The organism is Variovorax sp. GW822-FHT04A09 (genome assembly GCF_058801005.1).
This window is the reverse complement of record NZ_JBXAMV010000001.1, coordinates 1,244,884-1,266,657: the sequence shown is the minus strand read 5'-3', so window position 1 is coordinate 1,266,657 and position 21,774 is coordinate 1,244,884. Positions and strand designations below refer to the sequence as shown.

The following is a 21,774-nucleotide window of genomic DNA, read 5'->3' as shown; positions in this document are numbered from 1 at the left end:
CCCCTGAGGTCGCCCATGTCACCCCGTCCATCGTCCCGGTCCGCTGAAGCTGCTGCGCTTGCCGCGGCGCAAGGCGTGGAGTCCGATCTGTCGATCGAGCTGCCCGGCCGCGAGCCCGTGGCTGCCCGTGTCTACGGTCAGCGTCCACGGGGCGAGACCGTGCCGCTGGTGCTGCATTTCCATGGCGGCACCTTCATCTGCGGCAACCTCGACAACGGCCGCAACGTGGCCCGGCTGCTGGCCGGCGCGGGCGCGGTGGTGGTCTCGCTGGACTACCCGCTGGCCCCGGCGGCCCCGTTCCCGGAGCCGGTCGAGGTGGGTTATGCGGCGCTCGAATGGCTCTACAAGCAGCGCGTGAAGCTTGGCGGCAAGGGCGCCCAGGTGTACCTGGCCGGCGAAGAGGCCGGCGGCAACCTGGCGGCCAGCGTGGCCCTGGTGGCCCGCGACCGCGCCCATCCGCCGCTGGCGGGCCAGATCCTGCTGTCGCCCATGCTCGACCCGTGCGCCGGCACCGCCTCGCTGCGCAATGCGACCAACGACGCGGCCGAATGCCGCTGGGCCACGGGCTGGGCCAAGTATTTGAGCTGTCCCTCGAACGCCACGCACCCCTATGCGGTGCCGAGCGGATCGCTGCGGCTGGCCGCCCTGGCGCCGGCGCTGGTGCTGGTGGGGCCCGACGACGCGATGCGCGACGAGGCCATGACCTTCGCGGGCCGCCTGCGATCGGCCGGCATCGAGGTCACGAGCAGCGTGCTGACCGGCGCCGACAACTGGCCCAAGGCGCTGTACGACACCGAGGCCGTGGGATGCGCATCCTGCGAAGCCAGCGTGCAGCAGCACTTCCGCGAGTTCTTCAGCGCCACCACACCGCCCCCGGCGGTCCCTGAGCCCAGCTAGGCCCGCGAGGGTCCGCTCCGCCCCCTGAACCAAGCCGCCGCCTCCACCGAGGCGGGTGGCAGGGCTTTCTGTTCTCTGAATTCCGCCTCCTGACGCCGCCGGCGCCGGGATGGCCTGTTGCATCCCGAAAAAGTCATCGAGAAGGACGAACCATCATGTCGAACAAGAACGAACAATCGCTGTCTTCCATCACCCGTAAGGGGCTGTGGCCCGCCGTCACCGGCCTCACCGCGGTGCTGGCCGTGGCCGCCGCGGTGGTGGGCATGTACAGCTTCAAGGCCGAGGCCACCGCCCCGGTCGCCGCGCAACAGGGCACGCCGGTGTCGGTCGCCACCGTGGCGTCGAGCGAGATCAACGCCTGGGACGAGTTCTCGGGCCGGCTCGAAGCCGTGCAACGCGTCGATGTGCGCTCCCGCGTGGCAGGCGCCGTGCAGGCGGTGCACTTCCGCGAAGGCGCGCTGGTGAAGCAGGGCGACCTGCTCATCACCATCGACCCGGCGCCGTACGCCGCCGAGGTGGAGCGTGCCGAAGCGCAGGTCGCGTCGGCACAGGCCCGCCAGGCCTTCAGCCGCAGCGAGCAGGAACGCGCCCGCCGCCTGTGGGACGAGCAGGCCATCGCGCAACGCGAACTCGACGAGCGCGTGAACGCCGGCCGCGAAGCCGAAGCCAACCTGCGCGCGGCGCAAGCCTCGCTGCAGACCGCACGCCTGAGCCTGGGCTACACCCAGGTGCGCGCGCCGGTCTCGGGTCGCATCGGCAAGCTCGAAGTGACCGTGGGCAACCTGGTGGCCGCCGGCCCCGGCGCGCCCGTGCTGACCACGCTGGTGTCGGTGAGCCCGATCTACGCGAGCTTCGACGCTGACGAGCAGGTCATCACCCGCGCGCTGAAGGACCTGCCGGCCAACGCCGGCGCCCGCGGCCAGATCGACACGATCCCTGTGCAGATGGGCACCGCAGGCCTCGAAGGCACGCCCTTCACCGGCAAGCTGCAGCTGATCGACAACCAGGTCGACGCCCGCAGCGGCACCGTGCGCGTGCGTGCCTCGTTCGACAACAAGGACGGCGCGCTCATTCCCGGCCAGTTCGCCCGCATCCGCATGGGCCAGGCCCGCAACGACACCGCGCTGCTGGTGAGCGAGCGTGCCATCGGCACCGACCAGAACAAGAAGTTCGTGATGGTCGTGGGCGACGACAACAAGGCCATGTACCGCGAGGTGACGCTGGGCGCGCCCATCAACGGCCTGCGCGTGGTGAGCAAGGGCCTGAAGGCCGGCGACCGCGTGGTGGTGAACGGCCTGCAGCACATCCGCCCGGGTGCGCTGGTGGTGCCGCAGACCGTGACGATGGACGCCAAGCTCGATACGAAGCAACAACAACCGGAACGCGTGGCCGAGGCCGCGAAGTCCTGATTTCGGAGGAGGGCGCCCTGGCGCCCGCCGGAGAACCAACATGAATCTCTCAAAATTCTTCATCGACAGGCCGATCTTTGCCGGCGTGCTGTCGCTACTGATGCTGATCGCGGGCCTGATTGCGCTGCGCGGTCTGCCGATCTCGGAGTACCCGGAAGTCGCGCCGCCTTCGGTGGTGGTGCGCGCGACGTACCCGGGCGCCAACCCGAAGGTGATCGCTGAAACGGTGGCCACGCCGCTCGAAGAGCAGATCAATGGCGTCGAAGGCATGCTCTACATGGGCAGCCAGGCGACGACCGACGGCGTGATGACGCTCACCGTCACCTTCCGCCTCGGCACCGATCCCGACAAGGCCCAGCAGCTGGTGCAGAACCGCGTCTCGCAAGCCGAGCCGCGCCTGCCCGAAGAAGTGCGGCGCCTCGGTATCACGACCGTCAAGAGCGCACCCGACCTGACGATGGTGGTCCACCTCGTCTCGCCGAACAACCGCTACGACATCAACTACCTGCGCAACTACGCGGTGCTGAACGTGAAGGACCCGCTCGCGCGCATCGAAGGCGTGGGCCAGGTGCAGATCTTCGGCGGCGGCGACTACTCCATGCGCGTCTGGCTCGACCCGCAGAAGGTCGCGCAGCGCGGCCTCTCGGCTTCCGACGTGGTGGCGGCCATCCGCGGCCAGAACGTGCAGGCCGCGGCCGGCGTGGTCGGCGCATCGCCGGGCCTGTCGGGCGTGGACATGCAGCTGTCGATCAATGCGCAAGGGCGCCTGCAGAGCGAAGAAGAGTTCGGCGACATCATCGTCAAGAGCGGCACCGACGGCGCCGTGACCCGCCTGCGCGACATCGGCCGCCTCGAAATGGGCGCCGCCGACTACTCGCTGCGTTCGCTGCTGAACAACGACCCGGCCGTCGGCATGGGCGTGTTCCAGGCACCGGGCTCCAACGCGCTCGACATCTCGTCCAACGTCCGCAAGACGATGGAAGAGCTCAACAAGAACATGCCCGAAGGCCTGGAATACCGCATCGCTTACGACCCGACGCAGTTCGTGCGCGCATCGATCGAATCGGTGATCCACACGCTGCTCGAAGCCATCGCGCTGGTGGTGCTCGTGGTGATCCTGTTCCTGCAAACGTGGCGCGCGTCGATCATTCCGCTGCTGGCCGTGCCGGTCTCGGTGATCGGTACCTTCGCGGTGCTGCACATCCTCGGTTTCTCGATCAATGCACTGAGCCTGTTCGGGCTGGTGCTGGCGATCGGCATCGTGGTGGACGACGCCATCGTGGTGGTGGAGAACGTCGAGCGCAACATCGAGGCGGGGCTCACACCGCGTGAAGCCACGTACCGCGCGATGCGCGAAGTGTCGGGCCCCATCATTGCGATCGCCCTGGTGCTCGTGGCCGTGTTCGTGCCGCTGGCGTTCATCAGCGGTCTCACGGGCCAGTTCTACAAGCAGTTCGCGGTGACCATCGCGATCTCGACGGTGATCTCGGCCATCAACTCGCTGACGCTGTCGCCGGCCCTGGCAGCACTGCTGCTGCGCGGCCACGACCAGCCGAAGGACGCCCTGACGCGCGGCATGGACAAGGCCTTCGGCTGGCTGTTCCGCGGCTTCAACAAGTTCTTCCATCGCGGCTCCGAGGCCTACAGCGGCGGCGTCAAGCGCGTGATCTCGCGCAAGACGCTGATGCTGGTGATCTACCTCGCGCTGGTGGGCGTGACCTTCGGCCTCTTCAAGGCCGTGCCCAGCGGCTTCGTGCCGGCGCAGGACAAGCAGTACCTCATCGGTTTTGCCCAGCTGCCCGACGGCGCCACGCTCGACCGCACGGAAGAGGTGATCACCCGCATGGGCGAGATCATGAAGAAGAACCCGAACGTGGAAGACGCGATTGCCTTCCCGGGCCTGTCGATCAACGGCTTCACCAACAGCTCGAACTCGGGCATCGTGTTCGCCACGCTCAAGCCCTTCGACCAGCGCAAGCGCGCCGACCAGAGCGGCGGTGCGGTGGCCGGCCAGCTCAACGGCGCGTTCTCGAGCATCCAGGACGCGTTCATCGTGATGTTCCCGCCGCCGCCGGTGGCAGGCCTGGGCACGACCGGCGGCTTCAAGCTGCAGATCGAAGACCGCGCCTCGGTCGGCTACGACCAGATGGACGTGGCGGTGAAGGCCTTCATGGCCAAGGCGTATGCAGCGCCTGAGCTGACGGGCATGTTCACGAGCTGGCAGGTCAACGTGCCGCAGCTGTACGCCGACATCGACCGCACCAAGGCCCGCCAGCTCGGCGTGCCGGTGACGGACATCTTCGACACGATGCAGATCTACCTCGGTAGCCTGTACGCCAACGACTTCAACAAGTTCGGCCGCACGTACTCCGTGCGCGTCCAGGCCGATGCGCCGTACCGCGCCCGTGCCGAAGACGTGGGCATGCTGAAGGTGCGCTCGACCTCGGGCGAGATGGTGCCGCTGGCCGCGCTGATGAAGGTCAACTCGACCTTCGGTCCGGAACGCGCCATGCGCTACAACGGCTACCTGGCCGCTGACATCAACGGCGGCCCGGCCCCCGGCTATTCGTCGGGTCAGGCACAGGACGTGATCACCAAGATCGCGGCCGAGACGCTGCCCAAGGGCGTGAGCTTCGAGTGGACCGAGCTGACGTACCAGGAAATCCTGGCTGGCAACTCCGCCTTCCTGGTGTTCCCGCTGGCGATCCTGCTGGTGTTCCTGGTGCTGGCCGCGCAGTACGAAAGCCTGACGCTGCCGATCGCGATCATCCTGATCGTGCCGATGGGCATCATGGCCGCGATGGCGGGCGTGTGGATCTCGGGAGGCGACAACAACGTCTTCACGCAGATCGGGTTGATCGTGCTGGTGGGGCTGAGTGCGAAGAACGCGATCCTGATCGTGGAGTTCGCACGGGAGCTGGAGTTCGCCGGACGCACGCCCATCCAGGCCGCGATCGAAGCCAGCCGCCTGCGCCTGCGCCCGATCCTGATGACCTCGCTGGCCTTCGTGATGGGTGTGCTGCCCCTGGTGCTCTCGACCGGTGCCGGCTCCGAGATGCGTAAGGCGATGGGCGTGGCGGTGTTTGCCGGGATGATCGGTGTGACGGCCTTCGGCCTGTTCCTGACGCCGGTGTTCTATGTGCTGATGCGCCGCCTGGCGGGCAACCGGCCGCTCAAGCTGCACGGCGAAGTGCCGCACGGCGACGACTTCGTGTCGGCCGACCATCCGGTGGCGCCTTCGCACGGTGGCGGTGGTGGTGGTCTGCACCCGGTGCCGGCCTCGCCGCGCCCCTCGCATGGCGCGCATGACTGATCGACAAGAAGAAAGAAGGTTGTCCATGACATTCGCAATCCCAACCCTGATGCGCCCCTTGCGCGCCGCCGTGCTGCCGCTGGTGGCGGCCCTGGTGCTGGCCGGTTGCGCCAGCGTGCCTTCGGGCATGCCCACGGTGCCGACCGCGGCGCAGTTCAAGGAACAGCCGGGTGCCACGGCCCCGACCGGCTTCACCCGGGCCACGCCCGCCGAGGCGCAACCGCGCGGCGAGTGGTGGCTGGCGTTCAACGACCCGGTGCTCAACACGCTGATCCAGCGCGCCGAGGTCGACAACACCAACATCCAGGCCGCCGCCGCGCGGCTGGCCGAGGCCCGCGCGCTGGCGCGCAGCGCCCAGGCCGACCGCCTGCCGCAGATCGGCCTGGGCGCCGGCGCCAACCGCGGTGCGGGCCTGGACAAGGCCACGGCCAGCACCCGGCCGGGCACCATGACCAACATCGGCGCCACGTTCTCGTACGAGGTCGACCTGTTCGGGCGCCTTTCGGGCGCGGCCGATGCGGCCAAGCTCGACGCGGCCGGCCGCGAGGCGCTGCTGCAGAGCACGCGGCTCGCGGTGCAGGCCGAGGTGGCGCAGACCTACCTGCAGCTGCGCGCGCTCGACGCCGAGCGCGTGCTGGTGCGCGAATCGGTCGCCGCCTACCGCGACACGCTGCGCCTGACGCAGCGCCGCCAGCAGGCCGGCGACATCGCCGAGCTCGACGTGGCGCGCGTGCAGACCGAGGTGTCGTCCACCGAGTCGGACGCGCTCGCGCTCGACCGCCAGCGCGCCCAGGTGGAACATGCGCTGGCCGTGCTGGTGGGCGATTCGGCCTCCAGCTTCGGCATGCGGCCCGACGACTGGGCCACCGCGCTGCCGGTGATCCCGCCGGGCGTGCCGTCCACCGTGCTCACGCGCCGGCCCGACGTGTCGGCCGCGCAGAGCGCCGTCATGGCCGCGCAGGCCCGCGTGGGCGTGGCGCAGACGGCGTGGTTCCCGAACATCTCGCTGACCGGCGCGGCCGGCTACGCCTCGCCCGAGATCGGCGACCTGTTCAAGTGGTCGGCCCGCTCGTGGGGCGTGGGCGCGCTGCTGTCGCTGCCGATCTTCGACGGCGGGCGCCGCGAGGCCGGCGTGCAGGGCGCGAACGCCCAGCTCGACGGCGCGCTGGCCAGCTACCGCTCGCAGGTGCTGGTGGCGTTCCAGGAGGTCGAAGACCAGCTGGCGGCCATCCGCATCCTGCAGGAGCAGTCGGTGGTGCAGGCGCAGGCCGTGACCTCGGCCCAGCGCGCCACCAGCCTGTCGGACACGCGCTACCGCAACGGCTACGTGAGCCAGCTCGACCTGCTTGACGCGCGCCGCAGCGAGCTGCGCAACCGGCGCCAGGCGCTGCAGGTGAAGTCGGCCCAGTACCAGGCGACGGTGGGGCTGATCCGCGCCATCGGCGGCGGGTGGGAAGTGCCGGCCACGGAGAAGGTGGCGACCCGCTGATCGCGGCCTTCCGGGCTCAGGCGCTCTAGCCGGGGCCCGGATGCGTCGCCGTGGCGGCGGCCTGTTTCAGCGCCACCGCCCCCAGCGCGAGCGCACTCGAATAGCTGGCCTGCGGGCGCGCAGCCACCCGCAGCGGCCGGTAGCCGAGCGTGTCGGAGGTGCTGCCGGTGTCGTGGACGGCTTCGAGCAGGAGCCAGTAGAACCGGCCCGGCTCGCGTTCCTCGACCGTCAGCGCCAGATCGTTGAGGGCGGACATGATTTTCCGGTGCGGCCCTGAGAGGCCTCATCCTTATTACGTCTGAGTCGGCCTTCCGGTTTCAGTTCGGCGCTCAACGACAATCCCCGGATGAGTTCTAGAGCGACAAGCGGGCCGGCGCGCTGCGTCATGGTCCTGGGCACCACCAGCGGCGCCGGCAAGAGCTGGCTGGCCACCGCGTTGTGCCGGTGGTATGCCCGCCAGGGGCTGCGGGTGGCGCCGTTCAAGGCGCAGAACATGAGCAACAACGCCCGCGTGGTCGAGGGCGGCGAGATCGGCAGCGCCCAGTACTTCCAAGCCCTGGCCGCCCACGCCGTGCCCGACGTGCGCATGAACCCGCTGCTGCTCAAGCCCGAGCGCGACACCCACAGCCAGGTGGTGCTGATGGGGCAGGTGAGCGAGGCGCTGTCGACCCTGCCGTGGCGCGGGCGCAGCGAGCGCGTCTGGCCGCAGATCGCGCAGGTCTTCGACGAACTGCGCGCCGAGAACGACGTGGTCGTCATCGAAGGCGCCGGTTCGCCGGCCGAGATCAACCTCATGGCCAGCGACATCGTCAACCTGCGCGTCGCCCGCCACGCCCAGGCGCACTGCCTGCTGGCGACCGACATCGACCGCGGCGGCGCCTTCGCCCACCTGTACGGCACCTGGGCGCTGCTGCCCGAGGCCGACCGGGCGCTCATCACCGGCTTCGTGCTCAACAAGTTCCGGGGCGACGCGTCGCTGCTGGCGCCCGCGCCGCAGCAGCTGCAGGCACTGACCGGCGTGCCCACCGTGGCCACGCTGCCCATGTGGTGGCAGCACGGCCTGCCCGAGGAAGACGGCGTGTTCGACGACCGCAGTCGCGCCAGCGGCGTGGTCACGCGCACCGTGGCGGTGGTCGCGTACCCGCGCCTGAGCAACCTCGACGAGTTCCAGGCGCTGAAGAACGTGCCCGGCGTGCGCCTGGTCTGGGCCCGCACGCCGGCCGACGTGGCCGGCGCCGACTGGATCGTGCTGCCCGGCTCCAAGCACACGAGCGGCGACCTGGCCTGGCTGCGCGCGCAGGGGCTGGACCGCGCGGTGGCCGAGCACGCCGGGCGCGGCGGCGCGGTGCTGGGCGTGTGCGGCGGGCTGCAGATGCTGGGTGAGGCGCTGGTCGATCCGCACGGCATCGATGGCAACGCGCCCGGGCTCGGGCTGCTGCCGCTCGTGACCGTGTTCGAGCGCGAGAAGACCGTGCGGCACCGCGCGGCGACCTTTTCGGCGGATTTGGTCGACGGCCCCTGGGCCGCGCTGGCGGGCGTGCGCATCGCCGGCTATGAAATCCACCACGGCCAGACGGCCGCCCACCCTCAGCTGGCCCACGACGGCCGCGCCGTGATGCCCGAGGGGCTGGCCTGGCAGAACGCGCGCGGCAACGTGCTGGGCCTGTACCTGCATGGCCTGTTCGAAGACCCGGCCGCGCTGCAAGCGCTGTTCGGCACCACGGCGCCCACGCTGGACGCCACCTTCGACGGCCTGGCCGACTTCATCGACACCCACTTCGACGCCGGCGTGCTTGCCGGCCTGATCGCATGACCGACACCGATTTGATCCCCGCCATTCCAGACATCGCCGACGCCGCGCTCGCGGCCCGCCTGCAGGCCGCGCTCGACAACAAGACCAAGCCCGTCGGCGCACTGGGCCGCCTCGAAGCGTTGGCGCTGCGCATCGGCACCATCCTGGGCACCGAGCAGCCCGTGCTCGACGCGCCGCAGATGCTGGTGTGCGCGGGCGACCACGGGCTGGCGGCGCGCGGCGTGTCGGCCTACCCGAGCGACGTGACCTGGCAGATGGTCGAGAACTTCCTGGCCGGCGGCGCGGCCGTCAGCGTGCTGGCGCGCCAGCACGGCCTGGCGCTCACCGTGGTCGATTGCGGCGTGCGGCGCGACTTCCAGCCGCGCCCCGGCCTGGTGTCGCGGCGCATCGCCGCCGGCACGGCCGACGCTTCGGCCGGCCCCGCCATGACGTCCGAGCAGTGCGCCCAGGCCATCGCCAACGGCCGCGAGGTGGTGCGCGCGCTGCCGGGCAACGCGCTGCTGCTGGGCGAAATGGGCATCGGCAACAGCTCGTCCGCCGCGCTGCTGCTGTCGCGCCTGACCGGGCTGGACATCGGCCTGTGCACCGGCGCCGGCACGGGGCTCGATGCCGACGGCCTGGCACGCAAGCGCGAGGTGCTGCGCGAGGTGCTCGCCCTGCATGCGGGCGCGACCGCGCCGCTCGAGGCGCTGGCCGCGTTCGGCGGCTTCGAGGTGGCGACGCTGGTCGGCGCCGTGTTGCAGGCGGCGCAGGAGCGGCGCGTGATCGTGGTCGACGGCTTCATCGCCAGCGCCGCCGTGCTGGTCGCCCAGGCGCTCCGGCCGCAGGTGACGCAGCGCTGCGTGGCGGCGCACAGCTCGGCGGAGCCCGGGCACACGCTGCTGCTGAAGCACCTCGGGCTCGAGCCCTTGCTGAACCTCGACCTGCGACTGGGCGAGGGCTCGGGTGGCGCGCTGGCATGGCCGCTGCTCGAATCGGCCTGCCGCATCCTGCGCGAGATGGCGAGCTTCGAATCGGCGGGCGTGTCGCGCCAGCAATGAACGGTGTGCGCCACTTCCTGCTGGCGGTCCAGTTCTTCACCCGCGTGCCGGTGACGGGAAAACTCGCCGCCTGGGTCGGCTTCAGTCCGCAGATGCTGCGCGCCGCCGCGGCGCACCTGCCGGCCATCGGCTGGATCGCGGGTGGGGTGGCGGCGGCCGTCTTCGTTGCCGTGGGGGCGGGTCTGCCGGGCGTGGCAGGGGCGCTGGTCGCCGCCGTGCTGAGCACCGTCGCCACCGTGATGCTCACGGGCGCCTTCCATGAAGACGGCCTGGCCGATGTGGCCGACGGCCTCGGCGGTTCGGCCAGCCGCGAGCGCGCGCTGGAGATCATGAAGGACTCGCGCATCGGCGCCTTCGGCGCGGTCGCGCTGGTGCTGGCGCTGGGCCTGAAGTTCGGCCTGCTGGCTGCGCTGGCCGCGCGCGGGCTGGACGTGGCGGCGGTGTCCATCGTCGGGGCGCACGTGCTGTCGCGGCTGGCGCCGCTGTTCCTGATCCGCTGGCTGCCCTACGTGGGCGACAGCAGCGGCAGCAAGGCCAAGCCGCTGGCCGACGCGATCAGCGGCGGTGCGCTGCTCGTCGCCGTGCTCTGGGCCGCGCCCGCCGTGGCGCTGCTGCTGTGCGCGCACGACGCGGTGCACGTGGGCGCGGCGCTCGTGGCGCTGGTGCTCGCGGGTGGCTGGATGGCGCGGCTCTTCGTGCGTCGGCTGCAGGGCTTCACGGGCGACGGGCTCGGGGCGACGCAGCAGGTGTGCGAACTGGCGATCTACCTCGCGCTGGCGTGGAAGGCATGAGTACCGCGACCGCCCAGCTCTGGCTGCAGCGTCACGCACCGGTGATCGCGCCGGCGGGCCTGTGCTACGGCGCGACCGACCTCGATGCGCACGCGGACGGCACTCAAGCCGCAGCCGCGCGCATCGCCGCGGTGCTGCCGGTTGGCATCGCGCTGTGGAGTTCGCCGCTGCGGCGCTGCGCCATGCTGGCGGACGCCATCGTCGCGCTGCGGCCGGATCTGTCGGTGCGGCGCGATGCGCGGCTGGCGGAGATGAGTTTCGGCGCCTGGGAAGGGCGCCTGTGGTCTGCGGTGACCCGCGAAGAATTCGAGGCCTGGACGAATCGTTTCGCCGACGCCCCGGCCGGAGGCGACGGCGAGAGCGTGCGCGCCTTCATGCAGCGCGTGGCCTCGGCGCATGCCGACTGGCTGGCGACCGGCGCCGACGCGCTGTGGGTCACGCATGCCGGCGTGCTGCGGGCGGTGCAGCTGCTGTCGCAGGGCGTGTCGTGCCCCGAGCGGGCCGATCAATGGCCCAACGACGCGGCGGCTTTTGGCGACTGGCGCGTGGTCGCCGCGCCGACCTGAGGGGAACTCGTCAGTTCTTGGCGCGCCACTGCTCGCGCCAGAGCCGGTCGAGCTGCCCCGCGAACTGCGGCGACGGGCCGCCCAGGAGCTGGTTCTGCCCGTTGCGCTGTACCAGCCCATAGAGCCGGCCCGAGCCCTGGTCGTACAGCGCGATCGCGTTGTGGTCGTAGCAGTCGTGCGGCTTGCAGAAGGCGTGCAGCAGGTAGCGCGTGCCGTCCACCGTCACCCATTGCGGCTCGGGCGCCGGGCCTTCGCGGCGCACCAGCCAGCGTTCAGTTTCCCGTGTGCCCAGCGCGGCGCGCCAGGCCTTGTCCATCGCCGGGCCCCGGGCGAGGGCGGCCGGGCTGCCCGTGGCGGGTGCCGGCGGCTTGGGGGCGGCGGTCGCGGGTTCGGCGGGCGGCGCCGCGGCGCGCGCCGGACCGTCGCAGCGCCAGTAGCGTGGCTTCATCAGTTCCGGGCCCAGCTGGCCCATGACCGGCTTGTCGGCCTTCAGCGTGATCGACTGGCCGCGCGCATCGCGAAAGACCAGGAAATTCATCATTGCGTCGTCACCCTTGCCCACGCGGCTCATCAGCGCCACGTCGAAGTTCGGCGGCGGCGCCTGGTTGCCGAAGAAGCTGTGCGCCGTGTCCGGCTGGCGGCCGACGACGCGGCGCTTGCCGCGCTCGGCGATCAGCATGTCTTCGCGCACTTGCAGCGTCGGTGCCGCTGCGTCGGCGCAATTGGTGGACCAGCGCCCGCCGTAGAGCGCCATCGTCTCCGGCGGCAGCACGCCGTCGCGCGACCAGGCGGCGCCCGCGCTGCACAGCGCTGCGAGAAAGAGGAGGGCGGCGGAAGGCGTCTTCTTGAAAGTCGTTGTCGTCGTCATGTGCGAGGTGGTGTGTGCCGCTCAGGCGGTCTTGGGGGCCGGCGTCTTGGGCTTGAACGAGCAGAAGGTGGAGACCGCGCATTCCCAGCAGCGCGGCTTGCGCGCCACGCAGACATAGCGCCCGTGCAGGATCAGCCAATGGTGCGCGTGCAGGCGGAATTCAGGTGGGATGCGCTTTTCGAGCTTGAGTTCCACGTCCAGCGGCGTCTTGCCGGGCGCAAGCCCGGTGCGGTTGCCGATGCGAAAGATGTGCGTGTCGACCGCGATGGTCTCTTCGCCGAAGGCCACGTTGAGCACCACGTTGGCGGTCTTGCGCCCCACGCCCGGCAGCGCCTCGAGTTCGGCGCGCGTGCGCGGCACCTCGCCGCCATGCAGCTCGACCAGCATGCGGCAGGCCTCGATCAGGTGCTTGGCCTTGCTGCGGTACAGCCCGATCGTCTTGATGTACGACTCCAGCCCTTCCACCCCGAGGTCGAGGATCGCCTGCGGCGTGTTCGCCACCGGGTAGAGCCGGCGCGTCGCCTTGTTCACGCCCACGTCGGTGGCCTGCGCCGACAGCAGCACGGCGGCCAGCAGTTCGAAGGGCGTGGTGTATTCGAGCTCCGTGCGCGGCTCGGGGTTGGCGGCCTGCAGGGTGGCGAAGAAGAGGGGGATGTCGGATTTTTTCATGGGGTCTTCGTGGAATTCTGTGCCTGGTCGAGGCCGGCTTCGAAGCGCGCGCACTGCGTCCGCACGCCCGCCTCGACCGCGCGCCAGACCGGCTCGGGGAAGTCCGGTGGCAGTTCCTTCTCGACCCGCTGCAACGCGAGCGGCGCATCAGCGACCAGGCTGCACAAGGTGTCGAAGGCACCGGGCACGCCCGATTGGGCTGCGAGCGCCCGCCAGTGGCGTGTCTGGATGCTCTGCAGCGTGTAGTGGGCATTCTTGCCGCGCAAGGCCATCGCAAGGCGCGCCTTGTGTGCGGACACGAGGGTGGGTCCGTTGCCGATGATGGGCCACATCGACAGCATGTCGTACAGCGGCGTCATGTCGTAGCCGCCCCCGCGGCGCAGGAAGATCGAATAGTTCTTGGCGTGCCCGTCCGTCGCGGCCAGCAGCCAGAACGCCAGTTGCACGCGCACGAAGGTGGCCTTGTCCTTTCGTGCATCGCTGCTGCCCGCGAGCAGCGACAGGCATTGCCGGATGCCCGGTCCGCCGTCGCTCTCGTATTTCAGCGTCGCGGGCAGTCCGCTGGCCTGGCAGAAGTCTTCCTGGGGCAGGCGCGCGATCCAGCGGCCCTGGTCCATCCAGCGACGGTCGAAGCGCTCGACCACCAGTGCCTTCTGGTCGCCGAAACGGCCGATGGCGGTCGGGGCCACATCGAAGCCGAAGGCCGCCATCAGCCGCGCACAGAGCCACTCGTTCTCCACGGAGTGGGTCATGTCCGCGCGCATGTTGCCGACCAGCCCAAGCGGCAGCTTGAGGATGTGCGTGGTCGGCGTGGCGCCGTGCGGGCGGTGCCATCGATCGCCGATGCGCAGCAGCGCGGTCTTTTCCTGTGCGCCCGCGATCGAGATGCGAAAGTCGTCGTCGGCAGCGTCGTCGCGTTGCCCAAGCACCGGATCGCTGGTGACATTGCGCAGCAGTTGCGCCACGCGGTCTTCCGTCAGGGCTTCACTGTCGACGCGGTCGAAGGGCTCCGGTGCCTGGCCGGCAGGGAGCAGTTGCACGGCGCCGACACAGTCGCGCCCGATGGCCGCGAGCAGGTCGGCGGCCTCGATGCTGGCCGTGCGAAAACGTCGGCGCAGACGTTCGCGGATGCGGTCGCTGTCGGGCAGGAGGTTGTCGAAGTAGTTCTCGACCGCGGGACCCCGCAGTTCCTTTTCGCCGTGCGGGATCGGCAGCGACAGCGACAGCGCGCGCACGTTGGGCGAACGCAGCCACGCGTCGTCGTAGCGCAGGGCCGGCACGCCGGTTCGAGTCCAGAACCAGGCGCCGACGTACTCGCCGTTCATCCAGATGTCGAGCGCGGGCTGGGCCATGGGCGGCGGCTACCAGTCGGCGGCGCCCGGTGCGGCGCTGGGGGAGGCCTTGTCGGCGGAGGTCAGCAGCAGGCGCGTGTCGAGCGCATGCAGCACCTCGAGCAACTGGGCCACGTTGACCGCACCGGGGTTCTTTTCGATGTCGGCCATGCGGGCTTGGCCGACGCCGATCAGCGCCCCGAGCTGCGCTTGTGTCAGCCGGCGGGCCTTGCGCAGCGACTTCAGGTGTGCGGAGAGCTGGGTCGGGGAATGTATGAGGGAGTCCATCGTTTACCGCCTTGAGGTGGTAAATGCAAATTATCGTCTTTGGGCGATATTGTCAATATATCGTTGAAAGGCGATAAATCTACGCAGTTTTATTGCCTGCTGCTTTCGCGACAATGACGCCCAGAAAGTGAGACTGACCATGCAATTCGCCTCCCGCCTCGACAACGTCGAAACCTCCGCCATCCGCGAACTCTTCAAGCTGCTGGGCAAGCCCGGCATCATCAGTTTTGCGGGCGGTTTCCCGGACAGCGCCATGTTCGACGTCGAGGGCCTGAAGGAGGCGAGCCAGAAGGCGCTCACCGAAGAGGCCGGCGGGGCCCTGCAGTACGGCGCCACCGAAGGCTACGAGCCGCTGCGCAACCAGCTCAGTTCCTTCATGAAGACCAAGGGCGTCGACGTGGACCCCAGCGGCCTGATCGTCACCACCGGCAGCCAGCAGGCGCTCGACCTGCTGGGCAAGACCATGATCTCGCCCGGCGACAAGGTGATCGTCGAAGGCCCGACCTTCCTGGCGACGATCCAGTGCTTCCGCCTGTACGGCGCGCAGCTCATCAGCGCACCCATCGACGCCAACGGCGTGAAGACCGACGAGCTCGAGAAGCTCATTGCCGAGCACAAGCCCAAGTTCGTTTACCTGATCCCCACCTTCGGTAACCCCAGCGGCGCGATGCTGACGCTGGAGCGTCGCAAGAAGGTGCTCGAGCTGGCCGTGAAGTACCAGACGCTGATCGTCGAGGACGATCCCTACGGTGACCTGTACTTCGGCGAGGCGCCGCCGCCGTCGATCATGTCGCTGAGCAAGGACGTGCCCGGCAGCCGTGAGCTGCTGGCGCATTGCGGCAGCCTGAGCAAGGTGCTCAGCCCCGGCCTGCGCATCGGCTGGATGATCGCGCCGCCCGAGCTGCTGGCCAAGGCCACGATGTGCAAGCAGTTCAGCGACGCCCACACCAGCACCTTCGCGCAAGCGACGGCCGCGCAGTACCTCAAGAGCGGCCGCATGCCCGGCACGCTGGCGCATGTGCGCGAGGTCTACGGCCAGCGTGCGCAGGCCATGGGCGCCGCGCTGACGCGCGAACTGGGCGATGCGGTGAGCTTCACGCAGCCCAACGGCGGTTTGTTCTTCTGGGCGCGCCTGACGGGCGCCAACGGCAAGCTGGCCGATGCCAACGAGCTGGCCAAGCGTGCGATCGAGAAGCTGGTGGCCTTCGTGCCCGGTGCGCCGTTCTTCGCCGAGAAGCCCGATGTGGCGACGCTGCGCCTGAGCTTTGCCACGGCCGACATCGAGAAGATCGAAGAGGGCGTGAAGCGCCTCGGCCAGGCCCTGTAACGCCGACGTTCAGGGGGACCGGTGCAGCCGGGGCGCTGCCAGCAGGTCCAGGTTGTCTGAAATGGCCGCATCCACGTTCGGATAGCGGCCTTTCATTTTGGAGAGCGTCATGATGGTCTGCAGCGCCTTCAGGTCCTTGACCGAGGGCGCGACCTTGATCTGCGCAATGGCCGCCGGGGCGTTGCCGCCGTTCACCAATGCCATCACCTTGCTTGCCCAGTCGTTTGCGCGTGCCATGTCTTCACCTGCTTTCCATTTGAACCGCCGACTTTACACAGCGGGTTACCATCACCCATGAGAAAAACCTTCCAGCTTCAGGTCGAGGGCAAGCACCCCGACCGTCTCCTCGAAGCCGTCAAGCACGAGATTCGCAAGTACATCAAGCGCGAGCGCCGCCGCGACCTGCCCGAAGGCGCCGACTTCTGGGACTTCGACTGCCGGTTCGGCAGCGCCCAGGAATCCGCCGAAACCATCCACCTCACGGCCATCACCGGCCTCATCGACGGTGTGGTGAAAGAGGGCGGCAAGCAGTTCTACATCGAGATCCTGGCCAAGCCCGGCAAGCGCCAGCCGCGGCCTGCGGGTGCGCCCGACCACGCCGAGAACGACGGCGAGGAATAAACCCCGTCAGATCAGCGCCTGCGCCAGCCGCAGGCCATGCCGCTGCTCCGCCTCCTGCAGCGAGCGCGCAATCGACGGGTGCAGCCGCACCCCGTTCGCCGATTGCGCTTCCCGACGCTTCAACCCGCCTTCACCCGGCAGCCGCACAGGCCTCGCCGAGTCGATGGGCGCGTTGTCGCGGCATTTCTCGGCCACGTGGTCCATCTGGCGCAGGAAGGCGTCCTTGCCGCCGAAGGCGTGCAGGTCGTGCAGCGTGAGGTGCACCGTCGCGCCCCAGCCCTCGGGCGGGTCGGCACGGCCGTGGCCCGCGAGGCCGGCCGTGAGCGTCTCGACCAGCAGCGCCATGCCGTAGCCCTTGTGGCCGTGGCTCAGGCCGCCCACGGGCAGCAGCGTGCCGGGCGGCTGGTCGAACAGCACCTGCGGGTTGTTCGACGGCTTGCCGGAGGCGTCGATGAGCCATTCCTCGGCGAAAGTCTCACCGGCCGCGCGCTTGCGGTTGCTCATGCCGTTGGTGGTGATCGAGGCCGAGATGTCGACCATCACGCCGCCCTGCGAGAGCGGAAAGCCCATCGCCAGCGGATTCGGCGTGAACACCGCCTGCGTGCCGCCGAAGGGCGCGACGCTGGCCGTGTTGGGGTCGGAGCAGGCCAGCAGCATCAGCATGTCTTCCTGCAGCGCGCGCAGCATGTAGACCGCGAGGCAGGCGATGTGGTGGCTGCGGCGGATCACGAGCGAGGCCGTGCCCAGTTCGCGGGCCCGAGGCACCAGCAGGTCCATGCCCTGGTCCATGAGCCAGGGGCCGGGCAGGCGCTTGCCGTCCCACAGCACGGCGGCGGGGCGGTCGGACAGCACCTCGGGTGCGCCGTCGCGCGTCATGCCGCCCGATTCGATCTCTTTCACGTAGCCGGCCAGCAGCGCGAGGCCGTGGGTGTCGTGGCCCAGCAGGTCGCCTTCGACCAGCGTGCGTGCCACGCTGTCGGCCATCGAGGCCGCGAGCCCCGCCTTCTGCAGCAGGGCGCTGGCGTAGTCGCGCAGCGCGTCGGCGCGGTACAGCGGGGCGGCGTCGGTCATTTCAGGATTTCCAGCACGCGGTCGAGCCCGCCTTCGTTGATCGCCACCATGGCCTGCTCGCGCACCTTCGGCTTGGCGTGATAGGCCACCGACAGCCCGGCCTCGCCCATCATCGGCAGGTCGTTGGCGCCGTCGCCCACGGCGATGGTTTCCTGCGGCGAAATGCCCATGAGCGAGGCCACTTCGAGCAGCGTGCGGCGCTTTTCGGCGCCGTCGCAGATGTCGCCCCAGCTCTGCGTCACGACCTGGCCGGTGAGCTGGCCGTCGGCTTCGTCGAGCAGGTTGGAGCGTGCGAAGTCGATGCCCAGGCGGTCCTTCACGCGGTTGGCGAAGAAGGTGAAGCCGCCCGACACCAGCAGCACCTTGAGGCCTGCCTTCTTGCAGGCCGCCACCAGTTCGGTGGCGCCGGGGTTGAGCTTCAGGCGCTCGTCGTACACCTGCTGCAGCGCGGCCACGGGCACGCCCTGCAGCAGCGCCACGCGGCGGCGCAGGCTTTCCTTGAAGTCCTTGATCTCGCCGCGCATCGTGGCCTCGGTGATCGCGGCCACCTCGGCCTTCTTGCCGACGGCATCGGCGATCTCGTCGATGCATTCGATGTTGATGAGCGTCGAGTCCATGTCGAACGCGATCAGCTTGAAGTCGGCGAGCTTCAGCGGCGGCTTCACGCGCTGGAGGACGAGGCCGGGGGAGATTTCAGTCGTAGCGCTCATGCGGGGGCGATTTCCTTGACGAGGGGTTGTCCGAGACTGCGCAGCACGTCGCGCACCATCTGGGCGCGGTCCTTCGGCTCCTTGAGTTCGCGCTCGATGCGCAGCTTCTCGTTGCCGGCGAGCTTGATGTGCTTGTTCTTCTGGATCAGCTGGATGATGGCCATGCCGTCCACCGGCGCGTCCTTGCGGAAGGTGATGTTGATGATGCCCGGCGCCGCGTCGACCTTGACCACGCCGTAGGGCCGCGCGAGCACGCGCAGGCGGTGCGTGTCGATCAGCGTCTGGGCCTGCGGCGGCAGCTTGCCGAAGCGGTCGACGATTTCCTCCAGCAGCGTGTCGATCTGGTCGGGGTTCTTCGCGGTGGCGAGCTTCTTGTAGAACGACAGCCGCAGGTGTACGTCGCCGCAGTAATCGTCGGGCAGCAGGGCCGGGGCGTGCAGGTTGATCTCGGTCGTGACCGACAGCGGCGAGAGCAGGTCGGGCTCCTGCCCGGCCTTCAGCGAGCGCACGGCTTCGCTGAGCATCTCGTTGTAGAGCTGGAAGCCGATCTCCATCATGTTGCCGCTCTGGTTCTCGCCGAGCACCTCGCCGGTGCCGCGGATCTCCAGATCGTGCATCGCGAGGTAGAAGCCCGAGCCCAGCTCTTCCATCTGCTGGATGGCTTCGAGCCGTTGCGAGGCCTGCTTGGTCAGGCCTTCGGTGTCGGGCACCATGAGGTAGGCATAGGCTTGGTGGTGCGAGCGGCCGACGCGGCCGCGCAGCTGGTGCAGCTGCGCCAGGCCGAATTTGTCGGCGCGGCTCATCACGATGGTGTTGGCGGTGGGCACATCGATGCCGGTCTCGATGATGGTCGAGCACAGCAGCATGTTGTAGCGCTGGGCCACGAAGTCGCGCATCACGCGTTCCAGTTCGCGCTCGGGCATCTGGCCGTGGGCCACGGCGATGCGGGCCTCGGGCAGGATTTCTTCGAGCTTCTGGCGCCGGTTCTCGATGGTCTCGACCTCGTTGTGCAGGAAGTAGACCTGCCCGCCGCGCTTCAATTCGCGCAGCACGGCTTCGCGGATCACGCCGGTGCCCTCGTTGCGCACGAAGGTCTTGATGGCCAGCCGGCGCTGCGGCGCGGTGGCGATCACGCTGAGGTCGCGCAGGCCTTCGAGCGCCATGCCCAGCGTGCGCGGAATCGGCGTGGCCGTGAGCGTGAGCACGTCGACCTCGGCGCGCATCGCCTTCATCGCCTCTTTATGACGCACGCCGAAACGGTGCTCCTCGTCGATGATGAGCAGGCCCAGGTTCTTGAACTTGACCGACTGCGAGAGCAGCTTGTGCGTGCCGACCACGATGTCGACCTGGCCCTCGGCCAGGCCCTTGGCGGCAGCCGTGATTTCCTTGGCCGAGCGGAAGCGGCTCATCTCGGCCACCTTCACCGGCCACTTGGCGAAACGGTCGACCAGCGTCTGGTAATGCTGCTCGGCCAGCAGCGTGGTGGGCGCCAGGAAGGCCACCTGCTTGCCGCCGGTGACGGCGATGAAGGCGGCGCGCAGCGCCACCTCGGTCTTGCCGAAGCCCACGTCGCCGCACACGAGGCGGTCCATCGGCTGAGGCGAGATCATGTCCTGCACCACGGCGTGGATCGCGGCCTTCTGGTCGGCGGTTTCCTGGAAGCCGAAGTCGTTGGCGAACACCTCGTAGTCGGCCGGCGAGTAGCGGAAGGCATGGCCCTCGCGCGCGGCGCGGCGGGCGTAGATGTTGAGCAGCTCGGCGGCCGAGTCGCGCACCTGCTCGGCGGCCTTGCGCTTGGCCTTTTCCCACTGGCCGGAGCCCAGCTTGTGCAGCGGCGCCTCGTCGGCACTCACGCCGGTGTAGCGGCTGATCTGGTGCAGCTGGCTCACAGGCACGTAGAGCGTGGCTTTGTCGGCGTACTCCAGGTGCAGCATTTCCTGCAGCAGCGGCTTGCCGTCGGCGCCCGTGCCCTGGCCCAGGTCCATGTGGATCAGGCCGCGGTAGCGGCCGATGCCGTGCGCGCTGTGCACCACCGGGTCGCCCACGTTGAGTTCGGACAGGTCCTTGATCAGCGCCTCGACGTCGCTGACCTGTTCCTGCTTCTTGTTGCGCCGGCGCGTGGTGGGCGCGGTGGCGAACAGCTCGGTCTCGGTGACGAAGTCGATCGCCTGTTCGCGCCAGGCAAAGCCCGAGGCCAGCGCGGCGGTGGCGATGCCGATCTTCTCGTCGCCCGAGGCTTCGAACTCGGCCAGCGAGTCGAAGGCCGGCGGGTTCACGCCGCTGGCGCGCAGGAAGTCGAGCAGGCTCTCGCGGCGGCCGTCGCTCTCGGCGATCAGCAGCACGCGGTGCGGCGTGGCGGCGATGTGGGCCTTCAGGCCGACCAGCGGGTCTTCGGCGCCGCGCACGACGGCAAAGGGCGGCAGCTTGTCGAACTCGGCGTAGGGCGCGTCGGTGGCGATGTCACCGCGAATGGCGAGCTGTGCATGCGGCTTGGCGCGCTGGTAGAACTGCTCGGCGTTGAGGAACAGCGCCTCGGGCGGCAGCGCGGGGCGCTCGGGGTCGCCCTGCACCAGGCGGTAGCGCTCGTTGGTGTCCTGCCAGAAGTGCTGGAACGCGGGTTCGAGGTCGCCGTGCAGCACCACGGTGGCGTCGGGGCCGAGGTAGTCGAACACCGTGGCCGTCTCGTCGAAGAACAGCGGCAGGTAGTACTCGATGCCGGCGGTGGCCACGCCGTTGCCCATGTCCTTGTAGATGCGGCTCTTGGTCGGGTCGCCCTCGAGCAGTTCGCGCCAGCGGCTGCGAAAGCGCGCGCGGGCGTCGTCGTCCATCGGGAACTCGCGGCCCGGCAGCAGGCGCACCTCGGGCACGGGGTAGAGGCTGCGCTGGGTGTCGGGGTCGAAGGTGCGGATGGAGTCGATCTCGTCGTCGAACAGGTCGACGCGAAAAGGCACCGGCGAGCCCATCGGGAACAGGTCGATCAGGCCGCCGCGCACGGCGTACTCGCCCGGGCTCACGACCTGCGTGACGTGGCTGTAGCCGGCCAGCGTGAGCTGGGCCTTGAGCTTGGACTCCTGCAGCTTCTGCTTGGCCTTGAACTGGAAGGTGTAGCCCGCCAGGAAGGCCGGCGGCGCCAGCCGGTACAGCGCGGTGGTGGCGGGCACCAGCACCACGTCGGCCTCTTTCTGGCTGATGCGCCACAGCGTGGCCAGGCGCTCGCTGATCAGGTCCTGGTGCGGCGAGAAGCTGTCGTAGGGCAGCGTTTCCCAGTCGGGGAAGAGGGCGCAGCGCAGCTCGGGCGCGAAGAAGGCGATTTCGTCGATGAGCCGCTGGGCGTCGTTCGCGTCGGCGGTGAACATCGCGGTGGCGCGACCCGCGGCCTTCTCGCGCATGCCGAGCTGGGCCAGCATCAGCGCATCGGCGGACAACGGGGGACGCGGCAGCGTGAAACGCTTGCCCGCCGGGAGAAGGGGGAGGTCCATGGAGCGGTTCGAAAAATGCACGACACCCCGCGCCGGACGGCGAGGGGTGTGCGAATGTCAATTCTAGAATGGCGGCCCCTTATCCGCTTGTC

At 69.4% G+C, this 21,774-nt stretch carries 19 protein-coding genes; 10 read left to right on the top strand and 9 right to left on the bottom strand.

Features of this window, described 5'->3' with window-relative positions:
- Positions 1–15 precede the first annotated feature (15 nt).
- The 4 genes from AC1RLW_RS05705 to AC1RLW_RS05690 all read left to right on the top strand — a co-directional run bounded on the left by AC1RLW_RS05705 (position 16) and on the right by AC1RLW_RS05690 (position 7,108).
- The gene (locus AC1RLW_RS05705) at positions 16–897 is read left to right on the top strand and encodes an alpha/beta hydrolase fold domain-containing protein (RefSeq protein ID WP_070060505.1); all 882 of its coding nucleotides are present in this window, start codon (positions 16–18) and stop codon (positions 895–897) included.
- Between the two features lie 155 nt (positions 898–1,052).
- The gene (locus AC1RLW_RS05700) at positions 1,053–2,306 is read left to right on the top strand and encodes an efflux RND transporter periplasmic adaptor subunit (protein WP_062479898.1); all 1,254 of its coding nucleotides are present in this window, start codon (positions 1,053–1,055) and stop codon (positions 2,304–2,306) included.
- A 40-nt stretch (positions 2,307–2,346) separates the two neighbouring features.
- On the top strand, positions 2,347–5,619 hold the full coding sequence (locus AC1RLW_RS05695; RefSeq protein ID WP_070060506.1) for an efflux RND transporter permease subunit: 3,273 nt from the start codon (positions 2,347–2,349) through the stop codon (positions 5,617–5,619).
- A 25-nt stretch (positions 5,620–5,644) separates the two neighbouring features.
- The gene (locus AC1RLW_RS05690; RefSeq protein WP_493192445.1) at positions 5,645–7,108 is read left to right on the top strand and encodes an efflux transporter outer membrane subunit; all 1,464 of its coding nucleotides are present in this window, start codon (positions 5,645–5,647) and stop codon (positions 7,106–7,108) included.
- 25 nt (positions 7,109–7,133) lie between these two features.
- Here AC1RLW_RS05690 and AC1RLW_RS05685 read toward each other — a convergent pair whose 3' ends face one another.
- A complete protein-coding gene (locus tag AC1RLW_RS05685; protein ID WP_493192444.1) occupies positions 7,134–7,364 on the bottom strand; it encodes a hypothetical protein in 231 nt (76 codons plus the stop codon).
- Between the two features lie 90 nt (positions 7,365–7,454).
- Between AC1RLW_RS05685 and AC1RLW_RS05680 the strand changes: the two genes are divergently transcribed.
- Genes AC1RLW_RS05680 through AC1RLW_RS05665 form a run of 4 tightly spaced genes read left to right on the top strand, consistent with a single transcriptional unit; the run spans position 7,455 to position 11,318 of the window.
- The gene (locus AC1RLW_RS05680) at positions 7,455–8,921 is read left to right on the top strand and encodes a cobyric acid synthase (RefSeq protein ID WP_493192443.1); all 1,467 of its coding nucleotides are present in this window, start codon (positions 7,455–7,457) and stop codon (positions 8,919–8,921) included.
- The gene (gene cobT, locus AC1RLW_RS05675; protein WP_493192442.1) at positions 8,918–9,961 is read left to right on the top strand and encodes a nicotinate-nucleotide--dimethylbenzimidazole phosphoribosyltransferase; all 1,044 of its coding nucleotides are present in this window, start codon (positions 8,918–8,920) and stop codon (positions 9,959–9,961) included. The genes AC1RLW_RS05680 and cobT overlap by 4 nt, the downstream gene beginning before the upstream one ends.
- Positions 9,958–10,752 (top strand): adenosylcobinamide-GDP ribazoletransferase, encoded by a 795-nt coding sequence (locus AC1RLW_RS05670; protein ID WP_095745119.1) that lies wholly within the window; start codon positions 9,958–9,960, stop codon positions 10,750–10,752. The genes cobT and AC1RLW_RS05670 overlap by 4 nt, the downstream gene beginning before the upstream one ends.
- A complete protein-coding gene (locus AC1RLW_RS05665) occupies positions 10,749–11,318 on the top strand; it encodes a histidine phosphatase family protein (protein ID WP_493192441.1) in 570 nt (189 codons plus the stop codon). The genes AC1RLW_RS05670 and AC1RLW_RS05665 overlap by 4 nt, the downstream gene beginning before the upstream one ends.
- Before the next feature lie 10 nt (positions 11,319–11,328).
- On the opposite strand, the gene AC1RLW_RS05660 is transcribed toward AC1RLW_RS05665, so the two are convergent.
- The 4 genes from AC1RLW_RS05660 to AC1RLW_RS05645 are packed head-to-tail and all read right to left on the bottom strand — an operon-like array spanning position 11,329 to position 14,474.
- The gene (locus tag AC1RLW_RS05660; RefSeq protein ID WP_493192440.1) at positions 11,329–12,186 is read right to left on the bottom strand and encodes an Ivy family c-type lysozyme inhibitor; all 858 of its coding nucleotides are present in this window, start codon (positions 12,184–12,186) and stop codon (positions 11,329–11,331) included.
- A 21-nt stretch (positions 12,187–12,207) separates the two neighbouring features.
- Entirely contained in the window at positions 12,208–12,855 is a 648-nt protein-coding gene (nth, locus tag AC1RLW_RS05655) for an endonuclease III (protein ID WP_095745121.1), read from the bottom strand.
- Positions 12,852–14,207: a type II toxin-antitoxin system HipA family toxin gene (locus AC1RLW_RS05650; protein ID WP_493192439.1), complete on the bottom strand. Its 1,356-nt coding sequence runs from the start codon at positions 14,205–14,207 to the stop codon at positions 12,852–12,854. The genes nth and AC1RLW_RS05650 overlap by 4 nt, the downstream gene beginning before the upstream one ends.
- A gap of 9 nt (positions 14,208–14,216) precedes the next feature.
- The gene (locus tag AC1RLW_RS05645; RefSeq protein WP_493192438.1) at positions 14,217–14,474 is read right to left on the bottom strand and encodes a helix-turn-helix domain-containing protein; all 258 of its coding nucleotides are present in this window, start codon (positions 14,472–14,474) and stop codon (positions 14,217–14,219) included.
- A 139-nt stretch (positions 14,475–14,613) separates the two neighbouring features.
- On the opposite strand from AC1RLW_RS05645, the gene AC1RLW_RS05640 reads away from it, so the two are divergent.
- Positions 14,614–15,801: an aminotransferase-like domain-containing protein gene (locus AC1RLW_RS05640; protein WP_493192437.1), complete on the top strand. Its 1,188-nt coding sequence runs from the start codon at positions 14,614–14,616 to the stop codon at positions 15,799–15,801.
- 9 nt (positions 15,802–15,810) lie between these two features.
- On the opposite strand, the gene AC1RLW_RS05635 is transcribed toward AC1RLW_RS05640, so the two are convergent.
- The gene (locus AC1RLW_RS05635; RefSeq protein WP_013541760.1) at positions 15,811–16,038 is read right to left on the bottom strand and encodes a hypothetical protein; all 228 of its coding nucleotides are present in this window, start codon (positions 16,036–16,038) and stop codon (positions 15,811–15,813) included.
- A 57-nt stretch (positions 16,039–16,095) separates the two neighbouring features.
- On the opposite strand from AC1RLW_RS05635, the gene AC1RLW_RS05630 reads away from it, so the two are divergent.
- The gene (locus tag AC1RLW_RS05630; RefSeq protein WP_487847054.1) at positions 16,096–16,422 is read left to right on the top strand and encodes a DUF6172 family protein; all 327 of its coding nucleotides are present in this window, start codon (positions 16,096–16,098) and stop codon (positions 16,420–16,422) included.
- 6 nt (positions 16,423–16,428) lie between these two features.
- On the opposite strand, the gene AC1RLW_RS05625 is transcribed toward AC1RLW_RS05630, so the two are convergent.
- The 3 genes from AC1RLW_RS05625 to mfd are packed head-to-tail and all read right to left on the bottom strand — an operon-like array spanning position 16,429 to position 21,682.
- Positions 16,429–17,493, bottom strand: a complete 1,065-nt coding sequence (locus tag AC1RLW_RS05625) for an Ldh family oxidoreductase (RefSeq protein WP_493192436.1) — start codon at positions 17,491–17,493, stop codon at positions 16,429–16,431.
- A complete protein-coding gene (serB, locus tag AC1RLW_RS05620; protein WP_062480719.1) occupies positions 17,490–18,203 on the bottom strand; it encodes a phosphoserine phosphatase SerB in 714 nt (237 codons plus the stop codon). The genes AC1RLW_RS05625 and serB overlap by 4 nt, the downstream gene beginning before the upstream one ends.
- Positions 18,200–21,682: a transcription-repair coupling factor gene (gene mfd, locus AC1RLW_RS05615; RefSeq protein WP_493192435.1), complete on the bottom strand. Its 3,483-nt coding sequence runs from the start codon at positions 21,680–21,682 to the stop codon at positions 18,200–18,202. The genes serB and mfd overlap by 4 nt, the downstream gene beginning before the upstream one ends.
- Between the last annotated feature and the right edge of the window lie 92 nt (positions 21,683–21,774).